The 19,603-nt window shown below is 50.8% G+C and carries 18 protein-coding genes and 1 pseudogene; 13 read left to right on the top strand and 6 right to left on the bottom strand.

Annotation, left to right across the window (positions count from 1 at the left end):
• Positions 1-8 precede the first annotated feature (8 nt).
• From hyfH to focB, 5 genes and pseudogenes are all read left to right on the top strand, one after another.
• Positions 9-548 (top strand): hydrogenase 4 subunit H, encoded by a 540-nt coding sequence (hyfH, locus tag K0778_RS10500; protein WP_000916086.1) that lies wholly within the window; start codon positions 9-11, stop codon positions 546-548.
• Positions 545-1,303, top strand: a complete 759-nt coding sequence (hyfI, locus tag K0778_RS10495; RefSeq protein ID WP_000075541.1) for a hydrogenase 4 catalytic subunit HyfI — start codon at positions 545-547, stop codon at positions 1,301-1,303. The genes hyfH and hyfI overlap by 4 nt, the downstream gene beginning before the upstream one ends.
• Entirely contained in the window at positions 1,296-1,709 is a 414-nt protein-coding gene (gene hyfJ / locus K0778_RS10490) for a hydrogenase 4 assembly chaperone HyfJ (protein WP_001300799.1), read from the top strand. The genes hyfI and hyfJ overlap by 8 nt, the downstream gene beginning before the upstream one ends.
• A 29-nt stretch (positions 1,710-1,738) precedes the next feature.
• Positions 1,739-3,751: a DNA-binding transcriptional regulator HyfR gene (gene hyfR, locus K0778_RS10485; protein WP_001618747.1), complete on the top strand. Its 2,013-nt coding sequence runs from the start codon at positions 1,739-1,741 to the stop codon at positions 3,749-3,751.
• 21 nt (positions 3,752-3,772) lie between these two features.
• Positions 3,773-4,622: pseudogene (gene focB, locus K0778_RS10480) on the top strand (formate transporter FocB).
• Between the two features lie 37 nt (positions 4,623-4,659).
• On the opposite strand, the gene K0778_RS10475 reads toward focB, so the two are convergent.
• The gene (locus tag K0778_RS10475) at positions 4,660-5,721 is read right to left on the bottom strand and encodes an AI-2E family transporter (RefSeq protein WP_000892044.1); all 1,062 of its coding nucleotides are present in this window, start codon (positions 5,719-5,721) and stop codon (positions 4,660-4,662) included.
• 212 nt (positions 5,722-5,933) lie between these two features.
• Between K0778_RS10475 and bepA the strand changes: the two genes are divergently transcribed.
• Both bepA and arsC read left to right on the top strand, forming a co-directional pair.
• Positions 5,934-7,397 carry a beta-barrel assembly-enhancing protease gene (gene bepA, locus K0778_RS10470; RefSeq protein ID WP_000489667.1) on the top strand — a complete coding sequence of 488 codons (1,464 nt, stop codon included), beginning with the start codon at positions 5,934-5,936 and terminating at the stop codon, positions 7,395-7,397.
• A 20-nt stretch (positions 7,398-7,417) separates the two neighbouring features.
• Positions 7,418-7,777, top strand: a complete 360-nt coding sequence (arsC, locus tag K0778_RS10465) for an arsenate reductase (glutaredoxin) (RefSeq protein ID WP_000166449.1) — start codon at positions 7,418-7,420, stop codon at positions 7,775-7,777.
• Between the two features lie 137 nt (positions 7,778-7,914).
• Here arsC and K0778_RS10460 read toward each other — a convergent pair whose 3' ends face one another.
• From K0778_RS10460 to upp, 3 genes are all read right to left on the bottom strand, one after another.
• Positions 7,915-8,616, bottom strand: coding sequence for a DnaA inactivator Hda (locus K0778_RS10460; RefSeq protein WP_001307333.1), 702 nt, complete (start codon positions 8,614-8,616; stop codon positions 7,915-7,917).
• 94 nt (positions 8,617-8,710) lie between these two features.
• Entirely contained in the window at positions 8,711-10,000 is a 1,290-nt protein-coding gene (gene uraA, locus K0778_RS10455) for a uracil permease (protein WP_001618749.1), read from the bottom strand.
• 85 nt (positions 10,001-10,085) lie between these two features.
• On the bottom strand, positions 10,086-10,712 hold the full coding sequence (upp, locus tag K0778_RS10450) for a uracil phosphoribosyltransferase (protein ID WP_001295473.1): 627 nt from the start codon (positions 10,710-10,712) through the stop codon (positions 10,086-10,088).
• Positions 10,713-11,036: 324 nt separating this feature from the next.
• Between upp and purM the strand changes: the two genes are divergently transcribed.
• The 4 genes from purM to ppx all read left to right on the top strand — a co-directional run bounded on the left by purM (position 11,037) and on the right by ppx (position 16,496).
• Positions 11,037-12,074: a phosphoribosylformylglycinamidine cyclo-ligase gene (gene purM / locus K0778_RS10445; RefSeq protein ID WP_001295474.1), complete on the top strand. Its 1,038-nt coding sequence runs from the start codon at positions 11,037-11,039 to the stop codon at positions 12,072-12,074.
• Complete coding sequence (purN, locus tag K0778_RS10440) at positions 12,074-12,712, top strand: phosphoribosylglycinamide formyltransferase (protein ID WP_001028614.1); 639 nt, start codon at positions 12,074-12,076, stop codon at positions 12,710-12,712. The genes purM and purN overlap by 1 nt, the downstream gene beginning before the upstream one ends.
• A 171-nt stretch (positions 12,713-12,883) precedes the next feature.
• The gene (gene ppk1, locus K0778_RS10435; protein WP_000529576.1) at positions 12,884-14,950 is read left to right on the top strand and encodes a polyphosphate kinase 1; all 2,067 of its coding nucleotides are present in this window, start codon (positions 12,884-12,886) and stop codon (positions 14,948-14,950) included.
• A gap of 4 nt (positions 14,951-14,954) precedes the next feature.
• On the top strand, positions 14,955-16,496 hold the full coding sequence (gene ppx, locus K0778_RS10430; protein WP_001121363.1) for an exopolyphosphatase: 1,542 nt from the start codon (positions 14,955-14,957) through the stop codon (positions 16,494-16,496).
• 38 nt (positions 16,497-16,534) lie between these two features.
• Here the strand turns inward: ppx and pdeF are convergent, their stop codons facing one another.
• Together pdeF and K0778_RS10420 are read right to left on the bottom strand one after the other, a co-directional pair.
• On the bottom strand, positions 16,535-18,778 hold the full coding sequence (gene pdeF / locus K0778_RS10425) for a cyclic-guanylate-specific phosphodiesterase PdeF (RefSeq protein WP_063084702.1): 2,244 nt from the start codon (positions 18,776-18,778) through the stop codon (positions 16,535-16,537).
• Between the two features lie 181 nt (positions 18,779-18,959).
• The gene (locus K0778_RS10420) at positions 18,960-19,112 is read right to left on the bottom strand and encodes a hypothetical protein (protein WP_000017552.1); all 153 of its coding nucleotides are present in this window, start codon (positions 19,110-19,112) and stop codon (positions 18,960-18,962) included.
• Positions 19,113-19,129: 17 nt separating this feature from the next.
• Here K0778_RS10420 and K0778_RS10415 point away from each other — a divergent pair, with 17 nt between their 5' ends.
• Positions 19,130-19,321: a YfgG family protein gene (locus K0778_RS10415; protein ID WP_000076001.1), complete on the top strand. Its 192-nt coding sequence runs from the start codon at positions 19,130-19,132 to the stop codon at positions 19,319-19,321.
• A gap of 218 nt (positions 19,322-19,539) precedes the next feature.
• On the top strand, positions 19,540-19,603 hold a 64-nt coding region (locus K0778_RS10410; RefSeq protein ID WP_001676991.1), incomplete at its 3' end, for an IS1 family transposase.

Below are 19,603 nucleotides of genomic sequence, written 5' to 3'. Positions count from 1 at the left end.
GACAGAAGATGCTGAAGTTACTGAAAACTATTATGCGCGCCGGAACCGCGACGGTGAAATATCCCTTCGCGCCACTGGAGGTCAGCCCAGGCTTTCGCGGGAAACCGGACCTGATGCCCAGCCAATGTATTGCCTGCGGCGCCTGTGCTTGTCCGGCAAATGCGCTGACTATCCAGACCGACGACCAGCAAAATTCGCGCACCTGGCAGCTCTATCTGAGGCGTTGTATTTACTGCGGACGTTGTGAAGAAGTGTGCCCGACCAGAGCCATCCAGCTTACCAATAACTTTGAACTGACCGTCACCAATAAAGCCGATCTCTATACCCGCGCGACGTTCCATCTACAACGTTGCAGCCGTTGCGAACGCCCGTTTGCCCAGCAAAAAACCGTCGCACTGGCTACTGAATTGTTGGCACAGCAACAAAATGCGCCACAAAACCGCGAAATGTTATGGGCGCAAGCGAGCGTCTGCCCGGAGTGCAAACAACGCGCGACGCTGCTCAACGACGATACAGATGTACCGCTGGTGGCTAAGGAGCAGCTATGAGCCCAGTGCTTACACAACATGTCAGCCAGCCCATCACGCTGGACGAGCAAACGCAAAAGATGAAGCAGCATTTGCTACAGGATATCCGTCGCTCGGCTTACGTTTATCGCGTCGATTGCGGCGGCTGCAACGCCTGTGAAATCGAAATTTTTGCCGCCATCACACCAGTATTCGACGCAGAACGTTTTGGCATTAAGGTTATTTCATCACCGCGTCACGCCGATATTTTGTTATTTACAGGCGCAGTCACCCGGGCGATGCGTATGCCTGCACTTCGGGCGTATGAGTCTGCCCCCGATCATAAAATCTGTGTTTCCTACGGCGCGTGCGGTGTCGGCGGCGGTATTTTCCACGATCTCTACAGCGTCTGGGGCGGCAGCGACACCATTGTCCCCATTGATGTTTGGATCCCCGGCTGCCCGCCAACACCGGCCGCCACCATTCACGGTTTCGCCGTGGCGCTCGGTTTGCTGCAACAGAAGATTCACGCGGTGGATTATCGCGATCCCACCGGGGTGACTATGCAACCGTTGTGGCCGCAGATCCCGCCATCACAGCGTATCGCCATTGAGCGAGAAGCGCGGCGGCTGGCGGGCTATCGTCAGGGGCGAGAAATTTGCGATCGGCTCCTGCGCCATTTAAGCGACGATCCTACAGGAAATCGGGTTAACACCTGGTTGCGCGATGCCGACGATCCACGTCTCAATAGTATCGTTCAGCAACTCTTTCGCGTACTCCGGGGGTTACATGACTGAAGAGTGCGGGGAAATTGTTTTCTGGACGCTGCGAAAAAAGTTTGTCGCCAGTAGCGACGAGATGCCGGAACACAGCTCTCAGGTAATGTATTACTCGCTGGCTATCGGTCATCACGTTGGCGTGATTGATTGTCTGAATGTCGCCTTCCGCTGCCCACTGACGGAATACGAAGATTGGCTTGCACTGGTCGAAGAGGAGCAAGCCCGACGTAAGATGCTGGGGGTGATGACCTTTGGTGAGATTGTTATTGACGCCAGCCACACCGCCCTGTTGACCCGGGCATTCGCGCCACTGGCGGATGACGCGACGTCTGTGTGGCAGGCGCGTAGCATTCAATTCATTCATCTGTTGGATGAAATTGTGCAGGAACCGGCCATCTATCTGATGGCCAGAAAAATTACGTGAGAAGGATTTCTCATTAATAAGGACTGTTGATGGCTATGTCAGACGAGGCGATGTTTGCCCCGCCGCAAGGAATAACAATTGAAGCGGTAAACGGAATGCTCGCGGAGCGGTTAGCGCAGAAACACGGTAAGGCGTCTTTATTACGCGCCTTCATCCCGCTGCCGCCGCCGTTCAGCCCGGTACAACTTATTGAACTGCATGTTCTCAAAAGCAACTTCTATTACCGCTACCATGATGATGGCAGCGATGTGACGGCAACAACAGAGTATCAGGGCGAGATGGTCGATTATTCGCGTCACGCCGTCCTTCTCGGCAGTAGTGGAATGGCGGAGCTACGCTTTATTCGCACCCACGGCAGTCGTTTTACTCCCCAGGATTGCACACTGTTTAACTGGCTGGCGCGGATAATCACCCCGGTTCTGCAATCATGGCTCAATGATGAAGAACAGCAGGTGGCGCTGCGTTTGCTGGAGAAAGATCGCGATCATCATCGGGTACTGGTTGATATTACTAATGCAGTGCTGTCACATCTTGATCTCGACGATCTGATCGCTGACGTCGCTCGTGAGATCCATCATTTTTTCGGTCTGGCTTCAGTCAGTATGGTACTGGGCGATCATCGAAAGAACGAGAAGTTTAGCCTGTGGTGCAGCGATCTTTCTGCCTCACATTGTGCGTGTCTGCCACGCAATATGCCTGGCGACAGTGTATTGCTGACACAAACGCTACAAACCCGACAACCGACCTTGACGCACCGTGCAGACGATCTGTTTCTCTGGCAACGCGACCCGTTATTACTCTTACTTGCATCTAACGGCTGCGAATCTGCGCTCCTTATACCGCTTACCTTTGGCAACCATACACCGGGTGCATTGTTGCTGGCGCATACCTCTTCCACTCTCTTTAGTGAGGAAAACTGCCAGCTACTACAACACATAGCCGATCGCATCGCTATTGCCGTTGGCAATGCCGATGCCTGGCGTAGCATGACCGATTTGCAGGAAAGTTTGCAGCAAGAAAACCACCAGCTTAGCGAGCAGCTCCTTTCGAATCTGGGCATCGGTGACATTATCTATCAAAGCCAGGCAATGGAAGACCTACTCCAGCAGGTAGATATTGTGGCGAAGAGCGACAGTACGGTGTTGATTTGCGGTGAAACCGGAACCGGCAAAGAGGTGATCGCCAGAGCGATCCATCAACTTAGCCCGCGACACGACAAGCCGCTGGTCAAAATCAACTGCGCTGCCATCCCCGCCAGTCTTCTGGAAAGTGAGTTATTCGGTCATGACAAAGGGGCGTTTACTGGTGCGATTAATACCCATCGTGGTCGTTTTGAAATTGCCGATGGCGGCACGTTGTTTCTCGATGAAATTGGCGATCTGCCGTTAGAACTTCAGCCTAAACTGCTGCGCGTATTGCAGGAGCGGGAGATTGAGTGTCTCGGCGGGAGTAGAACGATCCCGGTGAATGTCAGAGTCATTGCCGCCACCAACCGTGATTTGTGGCAAATGGTTGAAGATCGCCAGTTTCGCAGCGATCTCTTTTATCGCCTGAATGTCTTCCCACTGGAATTGCCGCCGCTGCGCGACCGTCCGGAAGATATCCCTCTTTTAGCAAAACATTTCACGCAAAAAATGGCGCGCCATATGAATCGCGCAATTGACGCCATCCCAACCGAGGCGCTACGCCAGTTGATGTCGTGGGACTGGCCGGGCAACGTGCGCGAGCTGGAAAACGTGATTGAGCGAGCGGTACTGCTGACTCGCGGTAACAGTCTGAATTTACATCTTAATGTCCGACAAAGCCGTTTACTGCCGACGCTAAATGAAGATTCAGCGCTTCGCAGTTCAATGGCGCAGTTGCTGCACCCGACGACGCCAGAGAATGACGAAGAAGAACGTCAGCGCATTGTTCAGGTATTGCGAGAAACCAATGGCATTGTTGCCGGGCCCCGTGGCGCGGCGACACGATTAGGGATGAAGCGCACCACGCTGCTGTCACGAATGCAGCGTCTGGGGATCTCGGTTCGCGAGGTGTTGTAATCTGCTTTTGCAGGAGTATGCATGAGAAACAAACTCTCTTTCGACTTGCAGTTGAGCGCCAGAAAAGCGGCAATCGCTGAACGGATTGCTGCCCATAAAATTGCCCGCAGCAAAGTATCGGTCTTTTTAATGGCGATGTCCGCTGGCGTGTTTATGACGATTGGATTTACTTTTTACCTTTCCGTTATCGCCGATGCCCCGTCTTCACAGGCATTAACCCATCTGGTGGGCGGCCTTTGCTTTACACTCGGCTTTATTTTGCTGGCGGTTTGCGGCACCAGCCTGTTCACCTCGTCGGTAATGACGGTGATGGCAAAAAGTCGGGGCGTTATTAGTTGGCGAACTTGGCTGATTAACGCACTTCTGGTGGCCTGCGGTAATCTGGCAGGTATTGCCTGTTTCAGTTTGTTAATCTGGTTTTCCGGGCTGGTGATGAGTGAAAACGCGATGTGGGGAGTCGCGGTTTTACACTGCGCCGAGGGCAAAATGCATCATACATTTACTGAATCTGTCAGCCTCGGCATTATGTGCAATCTGATGGTTTGCCTGGCGCTGTGGATGAGTTATTGCGGGCGTTCGTTATGCGACAAAATCGTCGCCATGATTTTGCCCATCACCCTGTTTGTCGCCAGTGGCTTTGAGCACTGTATCGCCAATTTGTTTGTGATTCCGTTCGCCATTGCCATTCGCCATTTCGCCCCTCCCCCCCTTCTGGCAACTGGCGCACAGTAGCGCAGACAATTTTCCGGCTCTGACGGTCAGCCATTTTATTACCGCCAATCTGCTCCCGGTGATGCTGGGTAATATTATCGGCGGTGCAGTGCTGGTGAGTATTTGTTATCGGGCTATTTATTTACGTCAGGAATCCTGAAAAATCAGCCCGGCGAAACAGTTCGTCGGGCTGAAGATTATTCTTGCGCTATTTGCCCATCGGGCCAGGCGTGGATCACGGCTTTGATCAGGGTCGCCAATGGAATGGCGAAGAATACGCCCCAGAATCCCCACAAACCACCGAAGATCACCACCGATAAAATAATCACCAGCGGATGCAGGTTAACCGCTTCGGAGAACAACACCGGTACTAACAGGTTGCCGTCCAGCGCCTGAATAATCAGATACACTGCGAAGCAGCTCCAGAATTCCGTGCCTGCACCAAACTGGAATAGCGCCACGCCAACCACCGGAATGGTCACCACAAATGCGCCAATGTACGGAATAAGTACCGAGAAGCCGACCAGCACCGCCAGCAGCAGCGAATAGTTCAGCCCAAAGAGCAAGAACCCCAGCCAGGTGGCGATCCCCACCACGATCATCTCCAGCACTTTGCCGCGGATATAGTTGGTGATTTGTTGATTCATCTCCTTCCACACCTGTCCTGCCAGTCCACGGTTGCGCGGCAGCACCCGACGAACGGCGTTCAGCATCTGCTCTTTGTCTTTCAGCAGGAAGAAGACCATCAATGGCACCAGCACCAGATAGACGGCTATGGTCAGCAAACCGACCAGCGAGGCGAGGGAAATTTTCACCACCGAATCGCCCATGGTCAGCATCCGACTGCGCATATTTTCGGCCATTGCATCAATAATGCCCGCATCCATTAACGCCGGATAGCGGCGCGGCAACGTGGCGGCAAAGTCAGAAAGCTTATTGAGCATCCCCGGCATATCGCGGATTAAGTAGATGCCCTGTTGCCAGGCGATAGGCAGTACCACGAACGCCATCAGTAGCAATATACCGACGAAAACCACCAATACAATCGACGTCGCCCAGCGGCGGGAGCAGCCAATAGATTGCAGGCGCACGGTTGGCCATTCCAGCAAATAGGCCAGCACAATAGCCACCAGCAACGGAGCAAGCAGGCCACTAAAGAAAAAGATAATGCCAAATCCGGCAACTAAAATAACCAGCAAGGCAATCGCTTCCGGGTCGCTAAAACGGCGGCGATACCATTGCATCAACATTTCGAGCATAAAGACCTTCCCTGAACCTCAAGAGCGGGATTGCGATCAGCAATTGTATCGAAATGTCACAAAAAAGACTTCGCTTTTTATGACGGATTCAGGAAACTGAAAAGTCATTTGAGTGGGCTAATCTTCGCCGTTACACTCAAAGGCGGCGCGGTGGGAACGATATTTCACAGTATCGGTCAAATGACTATCTTCAGAAATACAGGATAGAGGTTATGTTCAGGCAGTTGAAAAAAAACCTGGTTGCAACCCTCATTGCTGCTATGACCATTGGTCAGGTAGCCCCGGCGTTTGCCGACAGCGCAGACACCTTGCCGGATATGGGAACCTCCGCAGGAAGCACGCTTTCCATTGGTCAGGAAATGCAGATGGGCGACTATTATGTCCGCCAGCTACGCGGCAGCGCGCCGTTAATTAATGACCCGCTGTTAACGCAATATATTAATTCGCTGGGGATGCGTCTGGTTTCGCATGCCAATTCGGTTAAGACACCGTTTCATTTTTTTCTGATCAACAACGACGAAATTAACGCCTTTGCTTTCTTTGGCGGCAACGTGGTGCTGCACTCTGCCCTGTTCCGTTATTCCGATAACGAAAGTCAACTGGCTTCAGTTATGGCGCACGAAATCTCCCACGTCACCCAACGTCACCTGGCGCGAGCGATGGAAGATCAGCAGCGCAGCGCGCCGCTGACCTGGGTCGGCGCGTTAGGTTCTATTTTACTGGCGATGGCCAGTCCGCAGGCGGGGATGGCGGCACTGACCGGTACACTGGCGGGAACGCGCCAGGGAATGATCAGCTTCACCCAGCAAAATGAACAGGAAGCGGACCGCATTGGTATTCAGGTGCTGCAACGCTCGGGATTCGATCCGCAGGCGATGCCAACCTTCCTCGAAAAATTACTCGATCAGGCGCGTTACTCCTCGCGCCCGCCGGAAATTTTATTGACTCACCCGTTGCCGGAAAGTCGTCTGGCAGATGCCCGCAACCGTGCTAATCAGATGCGCCCGATGGTGGTGCAGTCGTCGGAAGATTTCTATCTGGCGAAAGCGCGCACACTGGGGATGTATAATTCCGGACGTAACCAGCTCACCAGTGATTTGCTGGATGAATGGGCGAAAGGAAACGTTCGTCAGCAACGAGCAGCACAATATGGTCGTGCTTTACAGGCGATGGAAGCCAATAAATACGACGAGGCGCGTAAAACGCTGCAACCGTTACTGGCGGCAGAACCTGGCAACGCATGGTATCTCGATCTGGCTACCGATATCGATCTTGGGCAAAACAAAGCCAATGAGGCGATCAATCGTCTGAAAAATGCCCGCGATTTACGCACCAATCCTGTGTTGCAGCTCAACCTGGCGAACGCTTATCTACAAGGCGGTCAACCACAAGAAGCGGCCAATATTCTGAATCGCTACACCTTTAATAATAAAGATGACAGCAACGGCTGGGATTTGCTGGCACAGGCGGAAGCCGCGCTAAATAACCGCGATCAGGAGCTGGCTGCGCGAGCAGAAGGTTATGCGCTCGCCGGGCGACTCGATCAGGCCATTTCGCTGTTGAGTAGCGCCAGTTCGCAGGTGAAATTAGGCAGCCTGCAACAAGCGCGTTACGATGCGCGCATCGACCAGTTGCGCCAGCTGCAGGAACGCTTTAAGCCTTATACCAAGATGTAATTCGCATTAAAGGAAGAACAATGACCAAACAGGTAAAAATCTACCATAACCCACGCTGTTCAAAGAGCCGGGAAACGCTGAACCTGCTGAAAGAAAACGGCGTGGAGCCAGAAGTGGTGCTCTACCTTGAGACACCCGCCGATGCTGCAACGCTGCGCGATTTGCTGAAAATGCTGGGGATGAATAGCGCCCGTGAATTGATGCGCCAGAAAGAGGATCTTTATAAAGAACTGAACCTGGCTGACAGTTCGCTTAGCGAAGAGGCGCTGATTCAGGCAATGGTGGATAATCCGAAGCTGATGGAGCGCCCGATTGTGGTCGCGAATGGCAAAGCGCGGATTGGTCGTCCACCGGAGCAGGTACTGGAAATCGTGGGTTAAGATGTGCTCCATCGCTAGTTGAAGCACATTGCCGGATGCGACGCTTGCCACGTCTTATCCGGCCTACGAATACTATGGATTAACTTCGCGTAGTTCGGATAAGGCGTTCGCGCCGCATCCGACAATAAACACCTTATCTACAACTTCAGAATTTCTTTCACAAACGGAATGGTCAGCTTACGTTGCGCGGTAATCGACGCACGATCCAACTGATCCAACGTCATAAATAGCGTGCGCATTTCTCTGTCGAGCCGCTTCAGCAAGAAACGCCCCACATCTTCCGGCAGTTCAAAACCACGCAAACGCGCGCGTAACTGTAGCGCCTGCAACTTATCTTCATCAGAAAGTGGCTGCAATTTGTAGATCTGCCCCCAGTCGAGTCGCGACGCGAGATCCGGTAATCCCAGATTCAACTGCCGCGGTGGACGATCGCCGGTGATCAACAACCGTGTTTTGCCCGATTCCAGAATTCGATTGTAGAGATCGAAAATCGCCATCTCCCACAACTCATCGCCTGCAATACACTCAATGTTGTCGATACAGACCAGCGACAAATGCTCCATACCGTCGAGCACTTCCGGAACAAACCAGGTGCGTTTATCCAGCGGGACATAGCCCACCGCATCGCCACGCTGCGACAATTCCGCGCAAGCCGCGTGCAGCAGATGGCTGCGCCCCGCGCCTTCGCGTGCCCAGAGATAGATGTAACCGCTATGTTCCTGACGCAGCACGTTTTGCAGCGCGGCCAGTAAAGAGGAGTTATCCCCCGGCCAGAAACTTGCAAAGGTTTCGTCGTCAGGAAGATAAAGTGGCAAAGAGAGCTGTGCCGGTGTGTTCAGAGATACCTCAACCAGGATTTCACAAAATCGCGAGAAGTTTACCACAGAATCCCATGATGTTTGAACCGGGCAGCAACACTGCCCGGTCGGTACATTATTTGTCTGTTATATCCGCGTCTTCTGCGTCCAGCACCACTTCTTCAGGGCGCAGCACACTAATCAGTTTGAAGATCAAACTTAAGCCGATACCGACGATGGTCGCCAGCGCCATACCTTTTAACTCCGCCGCGCCGATGTTTACCTTCGCGCCACTGACGCCGATGATCAAAATCACGGAAGTCAGGATCAGGTTCTGTGCTTTGTTGTAATCCACTTTCGATTCGATCAAAACACGAATACCGGAAGCACCGATGACACCATAAAGCAGCAGCGAAACGCCGCCCATCACCGGCAATGGGATCATCTGGATAGCGGCAGCCAGTTTACCGACGCAGGAAAGCAGGATAGCGAAAATCGCCGCCCCGCCGATAACCCAAGTACTGTAAACACGGGTGATCGCCATCACGCCAATGTTTTCTCCGTAAGTGGTATTTGGCGTAGAGCCAAAGAAGCCGGAGATCACGGTCGACAGGCCGTTAGCAAACATCGAACGGTGCAGACCTGGATCGCGCAGCAGATCTTTTTTGACGATATTAGCCGTTACTACCAGGTGCCCTACGTGTTCGGCAATAACCACTAATGCCGCTGGCAGAATAGTCAGAATGGCAAACCACTCGAAGCGCGGCGTATAGAGGGTTGGCAGCGCAAACCAGTGAGCATTAATAATCGGCGTGGTATCGACAATTCCCATTGCGAAAGAGAGCGCGTACCCCACCAGCACGCCAATTAAAATCGGGATAATTGCCAGGAAACCACGAAACAGCACGGAACCTAAAACCGTGACCGCCAGGGTGGTAATAGAGATGATGATGGTTTTGGAGTCTGGCATTTGCCCTTCAGCCGGGAGTAAACCCGCCATACCGGCAGCTACGCCCGCCAGCTCCAGACCGATGACGGCAACGATTGCGCCCATTGCCGCAGGTGGAAACAGCACGTCCAGCCAGCCGGTCCCCGCTTTCTTCACGATAAAAGAAACCAGGCAGAACAGCACGCCGCACATAATAAAGCCGCCCAGCGCGACTTCATACCCCAACGGCAACAGTAACAATACCGGTGAAATAAAGGCAAAGCTGGAACCAAGATAAGCCGGAATTTTCCCTTTACAGATGAAGAGATACAGCAGCGTTCCAATACCGTTAAATAACAGTACAGTCGCCGGGTTAATATGAAATAAGACGGGCACCAGGACGGTTGCACCAAACATGGCGAACAAATGTTGCAAACTAAGCGGGATTGTCTGTAAAAGTGGCGGTCTTTCACTCACCCCGATAGCACGGCGCGTCATAGTATTATCCTCTGTATTATGTGTTATAGGCGCTTTACTCAAAAAAAAGCCGACTCTTAAAGTCGGCTTTAATTATTTTTATTCTTTATTTCGTACCAAAGATTTTGTCACCGGCATCGCCGAGGCCCGGAATAATGTATCCGTGCTCGTTCAGTCCCTGGTCAATCGATGCGGTATACAGTTCGACGTCCGGGTGCGCTTTTTCCAGCGCAGCGATACCTTCTGGCGCAGCTACCAGCACCAGAACTTTGATGCTGCTGCAGCCCGCTTTTTTCAGCAGGTCGATGGTCGCGATAACGGAACCACCGGTTGCCAGCATTGGGTCAACGATCAGCGCCATACGCTCATCGATGTTAGAAACCAGTTTCTGGAAGTACGGTACCGGCTCCAGCGTTTCTTCATTACGGTACATACCGACAACGCTGATGCGCGCGCTCGGAACGTTTTCCAGCACACCGTCCATCATACCAAGACCCGCACGCAGAATTGGCACAACGGTAATTTTCTTACCTTTGATCTGGTCGATTTCTACCGGGCCGTTCCAGCCTTCGATAGTTACTTTTTCCGTTTCGAGGTCGGCGGTCGCTTCGTAAGTCAGCAGGCTACCCACTTCGGAAGCGAGTTCGCGAAAGCGCTTGGTGCTGATATCTTGCTCACGCATCAGTCCCAGCTTGTGTTTGACGAGTGGGTGTTTGACTTCCACGATCTTCATACTCTTTCTCCTTTGAGGGGCAGCCACAAAAAAAATCGACGGATTATACCTCCTTTCTTCAAGGCGGCAATATTATTTTCGTTGACTTTAGTCAAAATGATAACGGTTTGAGATAAAGTTATTTTATATTCAAATGGTTATGAAAGAAGATTATTCCATCCGAAAACTAACCTTTGCCCTGGCACAAGTCTTCTTTCGCCGCGCGCCTGGGGAAAAGACGTGCAAAAAGGTTGTGTAAAGCAGTCTCGCAAACGTTTGCTTTCCCTGTTAGAATTGCGCCGAATTTTATTTTTCTACCGCAAGTAACGCGTGGGGACCCAAGCAGTGACCGATAAAACCTCTCTTAGCTACAAAGATGCCGGTGTTGATATTGACGCGGGTAATGCTCTGGTTGGAAGAATCAAAGGCGTAGTGAAGAAAACGCGTCGTCCGGAAGTGATGGGCGGTCTGGGCGGCTTCGGTGCGCTGTGTGCATTGCCGCAAAAATATCGTGAACCTGTGCTGGTTTCCGGTACTGACGGCGTAGGAACCAAGCTGCGTCTGGCAATGGACTTAAAACGTCACGACACCATTGGTATTGATCTGGTCGCCATGTGCGTTAATGACCTGGTGGTGCAAGGTGCAGAACCGCTGTTTTTCCTCGACTATTACGCAACCGGAAAACTGGATGTTGATACCGCTTCAGCGGTGATCAGCGGCATTGCGGAAGGTTGTCTGCAATCGGGCTGTTCACTGGTGGGTGGCGAAACGGCAGAAATGCCAGGGATGTATCACGGTGAAGATTACGATGTCGCGGGTTTCTGCGTGGGCGTGGTAGAAAAATCAGAAATCATCGACGGCTCTAAAGTCAGCGACGGCGATGTGCTGATTGCACTCGGTTCCAGCGGTCCGCACTCGAACGGCTATTCGCTGGTGCGCAAAATTCTTGAAGTCAGCGGTTGTGATCCGCAAACCACCGAACTTGATGGTAAACCATTAGCCGATCATCTGCTGGCACCGACCCGCATTTACGTGAAGTCAGTGCTGGAGTTGATTGAAAAGGTCGATGTGCATGCCATTGCGCACCTGACCGGCGGCGGCTTCTGGGAAAACATTCCGCGCGTATTGCCAGATAATACCCAGGCAGTGATTGATGAATCTTCCTGGCAGTGGCCGGAAGTGTTCAACTGGCTGCAAACGGCAGGTAACGTTGAACGCCATGAAATGTATCGCACCTTCAACTGCGGCGTCGGGATGATTATTGCCCTGCCTGCTCCGGAAGTGGACAAAGCCCTCGCCCTGCTAAATGCCAACGGTGAAAACGCGTGGAAAATCGGTATCATCAAAGCCTCTGATTCCGAACAACGCGTGGTTATCGAATAATGAATATTGTGGTGCTTATTTCCGGCAACGGAAGTAATTTACAGGCAATTATTGACGCCTGTAAAACTAACAAAATTAAAGGCACCGTACGGGCAGTTTTCAGCAATAAGGCCGACGCGTTCGGCCTTGAACGCGCCCGCCAGGCGGGTATTGCAACGCATACGCTCATCGCCAGCGCGTTTGACAGTCGTGAAGCCTATGACCGGGAGTTGATTCATGAAATCGACATGTACGCACCCGATGTGGTCGTGCTGGCTGGTTTTATGCGCATTCTCAGCCCGGCGTTTGTCTCCCACTATGCCGGGCGTTTGCTGAACATTCACCCTTCTCTGCTGCCGAAATATCCCGGATTACACACCCATCGTCAGGCGCTGGAAAATGGTGATGAAGAGCACGGTACATCGGTGCATTTCGTCACCGATGAACTGGACGGTGGCCCGGTTATTTTACAGGCGAAAGTCCCGGTATTTGCTGGTGATACGGAAGATGACATCACCGCCCGCGTGCAAACCCAGGAACACGCTATTTATCCACTGGTGATTAGCTGGTTTGCCGATGGTCGTCTGAAAATGCACGAAAACGCCGCGTGGCTGGATGGTCAACGTCTGCCGCCGCAGGGCTACGCTGCCGACGAGTAATGCCCCCGTAGTTAAAGCGCCAGCTCTGCCGCTGGCGTTTTTCAATTCACCTGTAAATCGCAAGCTCCAGCAGTTTTTTTCCCCCTTTTCTGGCATAGTTGGACATCTGCCAATATTGCTCGCCATAATATCCAGGCAGTGTCCCGTGAATAAAACGGAGTAAAAGTGGTAATGGGTCAGGAAAAGCTATACATCGAAAAAGAGCTCAGTTGGTTATCGTTCAATGAACGCGTGCTTCAGGAAGCGGCGGACAAATCTAACCCGCTGATTGAAAGGATGCGTTTCCTGGGGATCTATTCCAATAACCTTGATGAGTTCTATAAAGTCCGCTTCGCTGAACTGAAGCGACGCATCATTATTAGCGAAGAACAAGGCTCCAACTCTCATTCCCGCCATTTACTGGGCAAAATTCAGTCCCGGGTGCTGAAAGCCGATCAGGAATTCGACGGCCTCTACAACGAGCTATTGCTGGAGATGGCGCGCAACCAGATCTTCCTGATTAATGAACGCCAGCTCTCCGTCAATCAACAAAACTGGCTGCGTCATTATTTTAAGCAGTATCTGCGTCAGCACATTACGCCGATTTTAATCAATCCTGACACTGACTTAGTGCAGTTCCTGAAAGATGATTACACCTATCTGGCGGTGGAAATTATCCGTGGCGATACCATCCGTTACGCGCTGCTGGAGATCCCATCAGATAAAGTGCCGCGCTTTGTGAATTTACCGCCAGAAGCACCGCGTCGACGCAAGCCGATGATTCTTCTGGATAACATTCTGCGTTACTGCCTTGATGATATTTTCAAAGGCTTCTTTGATTATGACGCGCTGAATGCCTATTCAATGAAGATGACCCGCGATGCCGAATACGATTTAGTGCATGAGATGGAAGCCAGCCTGATGGAGTTGATGTCTTCCAGTCTCAAGCAGCGTTTAACTGCTGAGCCGGTGCGTTTTGTTTATCAGCGCGATATGCCCAATGCGCTGGTTGAAGTGTTACGCGAAAAACTGACTATTTCCCGCTACGACTCCATCGTCCCCGGCGGTCGTTATCATAATTTTAAAGACTTTATTAATTTCCCCAATGTCGGCAAAGCCAATCTGGTGAACAAACCACTGCCGCGTTTACGCCATATTTGGTTTGATAAAGCCCAGTTCCGCAATGGTTTTGATGCCATTCGCGAACGCGATGTGTTGCTCTATTATCCTTATCACACCTTTGAGCATGTGCTGGAACTGCTGCGTCAGGCTTCGTTCGACCCGAGCGTACTGGCGATTAAAATTAACATTTACCGCGTGGCGAAAGATTCACGCATCATCGACTCGATGATCCACGCCGCACATAACGGTAAGAAAGTCACCGTGGTGGTTGAGTTACAGGCGCGTTTCGACGAAGAAGCCAACATTCACTGGGCGAAGCGCCTGACCGAAGCAGGCGTGCACGTTATCTTCTCTGCGCCGGGGCTGAAAATTCACGCCAAACTGTTCCTGATTTCACGTAAAGAAAACGGTGAAGTGGTGCGTTATGCACACATCGGGACCGGGAACTTTAACGAAAAAACCGCGCGTCTTTATACTGACTATTCGTTGCTGACCGCCGATGCGCGCATCACCAACGAAGTACGGCGGGTATTTAACTTTATTGAAAACCCATACCGTCCGGTGACATTTGATTATTTAATGGTATCGCCGCAAAACTCCCGCCGCCTATTGTATGAAATGGTGGACCGCGAGATCGCCAACGCGCAGCAAGGGCTGCCCAGTGGTATCACCCTGAAGCTAAATAACCTTGTCGATAAAGGCCTGGTTGATCGTCTGTATGCGGCCTCCAGCTCCGGCGTACCGGTTAATCTGCTGGTTCGCGGAATGTGTTCGCTGATCCCCAATCTGGAAGGCATTAGCGACAACATTCGTGCCATCAGTATTGTTGACCGTTACCTTGAACATGACCGGGTTTATATTTTTGAAAATGGCGGCGATAAAAAGGTCTACCTTTCTTCCGCCGACTGGATGACGCGCAATATTGATTATCGTATTGAAGTGGCGACGCCGCTGCTCGATCCGCGCCTGAAGCAGCGGGTACTGGACATCATCGACATATTGTTCAGCGATACGGTCAAAGCACGTTATATCGATAAAGAACTCAGTAATCGCTACGTTCCCCGCGGCAATCGCCGCAAAGTACGGGCGCAGTTGGCGATTTATGACTACATCAAATCACTCGAACAACCTGAATAACCCTATGCCAATACACGATAAATCCCCTCGTCCGCAGGAGTTTGCTGCGGTCGATCTTGGTTCAAACAGTTTTCACATGGTCATAGCCCGTGTGGTAGATGGTGCCATGCAGATTATTGGCCGCCTGAAACAGCGGGTGCATCTGGCGGACGGCCTGGGGCCAGATAATATGTTGAGTGAAGAGGCAATGACGCGCGGTTTAAACTGTCTGTCGCTGTTTGCCGAACGGCTACAAGGGTTTTCTCCTGCCAGCGTCTGTATAGTTGGTACCCATACGCTGCGTCAGGCGCTGAACGCCACTGACTTTCTGAAACGCGCGGAAAAGGTCATTCCCTACCCGATTGAAATTATTTCCGGTAATGAAGAAGCCCGTCTGATTTTTATGGGCGTGGAACATACCCAACCGGAAAAAGGTCGCAAACTGGTTATTGATATTGGCGGCGGATCTACGGAACTGGTGATTGGTGAAAATTTCGAACCTATTCTCGTTGAAAGCCGCCGGATGGGTTGTGTCAGCTTTGCCCAGCTTTATTTTCCTGGCGGGGTCATCAATAAAGAGAATTTTCAGCGCGCTCGCATGGCGGCAGCACAAAAACTGGAAACTTTAACCTGGCAATTCCGTATTCAGGGCTGGAACGTTGCAATGGGCGCTTCCGGTACCATAAAAGCCGCCCATGAAGTGTTAATGGAAATGGGCGAGAAAGACGGGATAATTACCCCGGAACGTCTGGAAAAACTGGTAAAAGAAGTTTTACGTCACCGTAATTTCGCATCGCTGAGTTTACCGGGTCTTTCCGAAGAGCGGAAAACAGTCTTCGTTCCGGGACTGGCGATTTTATGCGGTGTGTTTGATGCTTTAGCCATCCGTGAACTGCGCCTTTCTGACGGGGCGTTACGCGAAGGCGTACTGTATGAAATGGAAGGACGTTTCCGTCATCAGGATGTGCGTAGTCGCACCGCCAGCAGCCTCGCCAACCAGTATCACATCGACAGCGAACAGGCCCGACGGGTGCTGGATACCACTATGCAAATGTACGAACAGTGGCGGGAACAGCAACCGAAGCTGGCGCATCCGCAACTGGAGGCGCTACTGCGATGGGCCGCCATGCTGCATGAGGTCGGGTTGAATATCAACCACAGCGGTTTGCATCGCCACTCCGCTTATATTCTGCAAAACAGTGACTTGCCGGGTTTTAATCAGGAACAGCAGCTGATGATGGCGACACTGGTGCGCTATCACCGTAAAGCGATTAAGCTCGACGATCTGCCGCGCTTTACCTTGTTTAAGAAGAAACAGTTCCTGCCACTGATACAGCTATTGCGCCTTGGCGTATTACTCAACAATCAACGTCAGGCAACCACCACACCGCCAACATTGACGCTGATTACTGATGACAGTCACTGGACACTGCGTTTCCCGCATGACTGGTTTAGTCAGAATGCGCTGGTACTGCTTGATCTGGAAAAGGAGCAAGAATACTGGGAAGGCGTGGCTGGCTGGCGGTTGAAAATTGAAGAAGAAAGTACACCTGAAATCGCCGCTTAATGCTTTGCGGGCCGACGAGAAATGTCGGCCCGCATTATTCAGGCACTTTCGCGAATGGGTTCGATTTCATTCAGCGTATCAATTAACGGTTGCGGCTTACCAATAAGATAACCCTGCATATAATCGATCCCCAAAGAGAGCACCGCCTCGCGGATCTCTTCGTTTTCAACGTACTCTGCCACTACCCGCATTTTCTTCATTCGCGCCAGATGGCAAATCGACGCCACAATCTGATAATCCAGACTATTTGACACAATATTGCGGATAAAGCTGCCGTCAATTTTAAGCAGATCGGCATTCACATTTTTAAGCCGTGCATAGCTGGCATAGCCGGTGCCGAAATCATCAATCGCAATCTGGCAGCCTAATTCCTGAAGATGCTGCAAGGTGATTTGCGCCTGCTTAACATTGGTCAGAGCATTACTTTCGGTGACTTCAAAAATAAGTTGCCACGCTTCAATCTGATATTTAGCCAGCAACTGACTGACTTCAACAGGAAAACGAGCCTGACATACCGAGGTTGGAGACAGATTAATAGCAAAACGGTGAGCGGGCATCTTCGCTCTGTTTTCAGCCATAAATTGCAGCGTATGCTCAATGACCCACATGTCGATACTCGACGATAAACCAAATTCGTGCGCGACCGGCAAGAAGCTATCGGGGCTGATCAGTTCATCATTCTCACCTTTCATGCGCAGAAGAATTTCATGGTAAACATCACCACGCATACCGGTAATCGGCTGGGCCATCAGGAAAAAATGGTTGTGTTCCAGCGCCTGCTGTAGTCGATTCATCATCGCGACTTTATCTTTCAATTCGCGTTGCAAATACATTGCCCCGCGACGCTGCATATTTTCCGGGGCGTTGGTCACGATGGAAAGTTCGGCGACCGTATTTAGCTCTCCCAGCAGCAGGTAGATATGATTCACTGGCGAGCGCACATAGCAGTAACTGACGCCAATCTGCGGTCGCATCGGCATGCCATCCCAAAAGAAACGAAATTGCTTGAGATGGCTATCCAGTGCGGTAATGCGCTCCTGGTGCGATTCTGTATTCAGTCGCAGCGCGAGATCGTTACCCGAAAGCTGATAAACATCTTCACCCGGTTCCAGCAAGGGTGACAGCCAGTGAGAAAGTTTTTGCTTGTATTGAATCCGCAGCATGATGCCATAATTCTTAACCAGCATTTCCATGCCAGGGATGCGTAAATAACAAAGCGCAGACCAGGGGGCATCACGCAACGCGCGATTCAGGGCGCGAACATTTGGCAGATGAACCACCGGGTCCACATACGCAAGCCGCTGAATGCGTCTGACTACCGCTCTCTGACGGGTTGCCAGTACAGCCATATAATTGACAATAAAAGAGAATACCAGATAACTGGAGGAGGTTATGGTCAGCTGCGTGGTATAGCCAGGATAAATGGGAATGTAATTTTGATAGCTGTGGATGCTGATCATCAACACGACCGCCCAGAGCAGCGAAATCAGCTTATAACCATAGCGCATCGCTCCCCACATCATCAGGGGCAGCAATAATGACAAGGTATAATTGGTGCTAAAAATTGTGCTTTTTTCATTTAACGGCATGCATAACAGCAACAATAAAGCACCTAATGCCAGTAGCCAGAGCGCGAACTCTTTTTTGGTGACTTTGGCATCAACCTGCTGTTTTAATTGCGAATAATAGCTACGTAAATAAAATGGATTTCGCACTACCCGAATGATGAAGTAGCACAGCGGGACACCGATCAGATTACCCACCAGTAAGGCCTGATAATTGATTAAAGTCCCGAGGTTAAAAGGCATGACACCGACCAGATTTTCTCTGCTCGCCAGTAATCCTACAAATGCAGCAAACTGGAAAAGTATCAGAAACAGCGTTGCAGGAAACACAATCTGCCAGAATATACGCTGGGAAATTAAACGGGTATCACCATGTGAAACGTTGTTACGCCGGGGAGTAAAGACCCTGTAACCGCCCCAACAGAGAATGATAATGATAATAAAATTAGCCGTTAATGATAGCGTTTCGTAAAAACCCAGCTCTGCATATTTGCGGACAAAAATCCCTAAGGCGATCCCTGGCAATGCCGCCCAGCTGAAAAACATCATCATGCTGATCATCAGTGCCAGAGGCAGATAAAAGAGAAAAACCTCACCGGAAGAAATATGCGCGAAAGTATTAATGTGGGCGAAAATGGGCAAGATTAAAGAAGGCAGGAACAGCGGAAGCCCCCACCATTTATCACGTATTTTTATATAAGTTGCATTCAGTTTCATAGATGCTCAGCAGAATCCCCCACATCCTGAAGGAGGTGTATTCAGACAGGCATCCCACCTGACTTCGAATGATGATTATTCATCACTATAGAGAGCATTGATTCTAAGTGTCATATGAAAGTACCAATTGATATATATCAAACAAAATAACCCTGATTAATGAATTATTACGTTTATCATGTTAATTCATCATTATTACATCATCATTGTAAATAATTAAATTAACTTCCATAACATTAAAATATGTATCCACTGACGCTTTTTTACATAACGAAGAATTGACCATTTTGTCCTGTTGTGCCTTAATGTAAGTACCGTCCACAGCGTGGGACATACTTCAAGGAACCTTTTGTGAGTCAGGCAACCAGTATGCGAAAACGACACCGATTTAACAGTCGCATGACCCGTATCGTACTGCTCATCAGCTTTATCTTCTTCTTTGGCCGTTTTATCTACTCGTCCGTCGGTGCCTGGCAGCACCATCAGAGCAAAAAAGAAGCTCAGCAATCCACACTCTCCGTCGAATCACCGGTACAACGTTAGCGGTTACCTTCTCCACTTTCACAGAACATAACGGCACTTCGCTGTCGGATGCTTTTGCTGTTTGGGATTATCAAAGCGGCAGATATTCTTTCATCTTAAATTTTACGTCTTTATCCTGACTGATGTTTATCCTGTTTGGCTGCGAAATAAATATAAAATTAATGGTGATGCTGCCAACTTACTGATTTAGTGTATGATGGTGTTTTTGAGGTGCTCCAGTGGCTTCTGTTTCTATCAGCTGTCCCTCCTGTTCAGCTACTGACGGGGTGGTGCGTAACGGCA

This window comes from Escherichia sp. XD33 (genome assembly GCF_019375075.1).
Classification (GTDB): domain Bacteria; phylum Pseudomonadota; class Gammaproteobacteria; order Enterobacterales; family Enterobacteriaceae; genus Enterobacter; species Enterobacter flexneri_A.
Note: the sequence above shows the minus strand (reverse complement) of the source record. Positions and strands in the feature narration are given on the sequence as shown.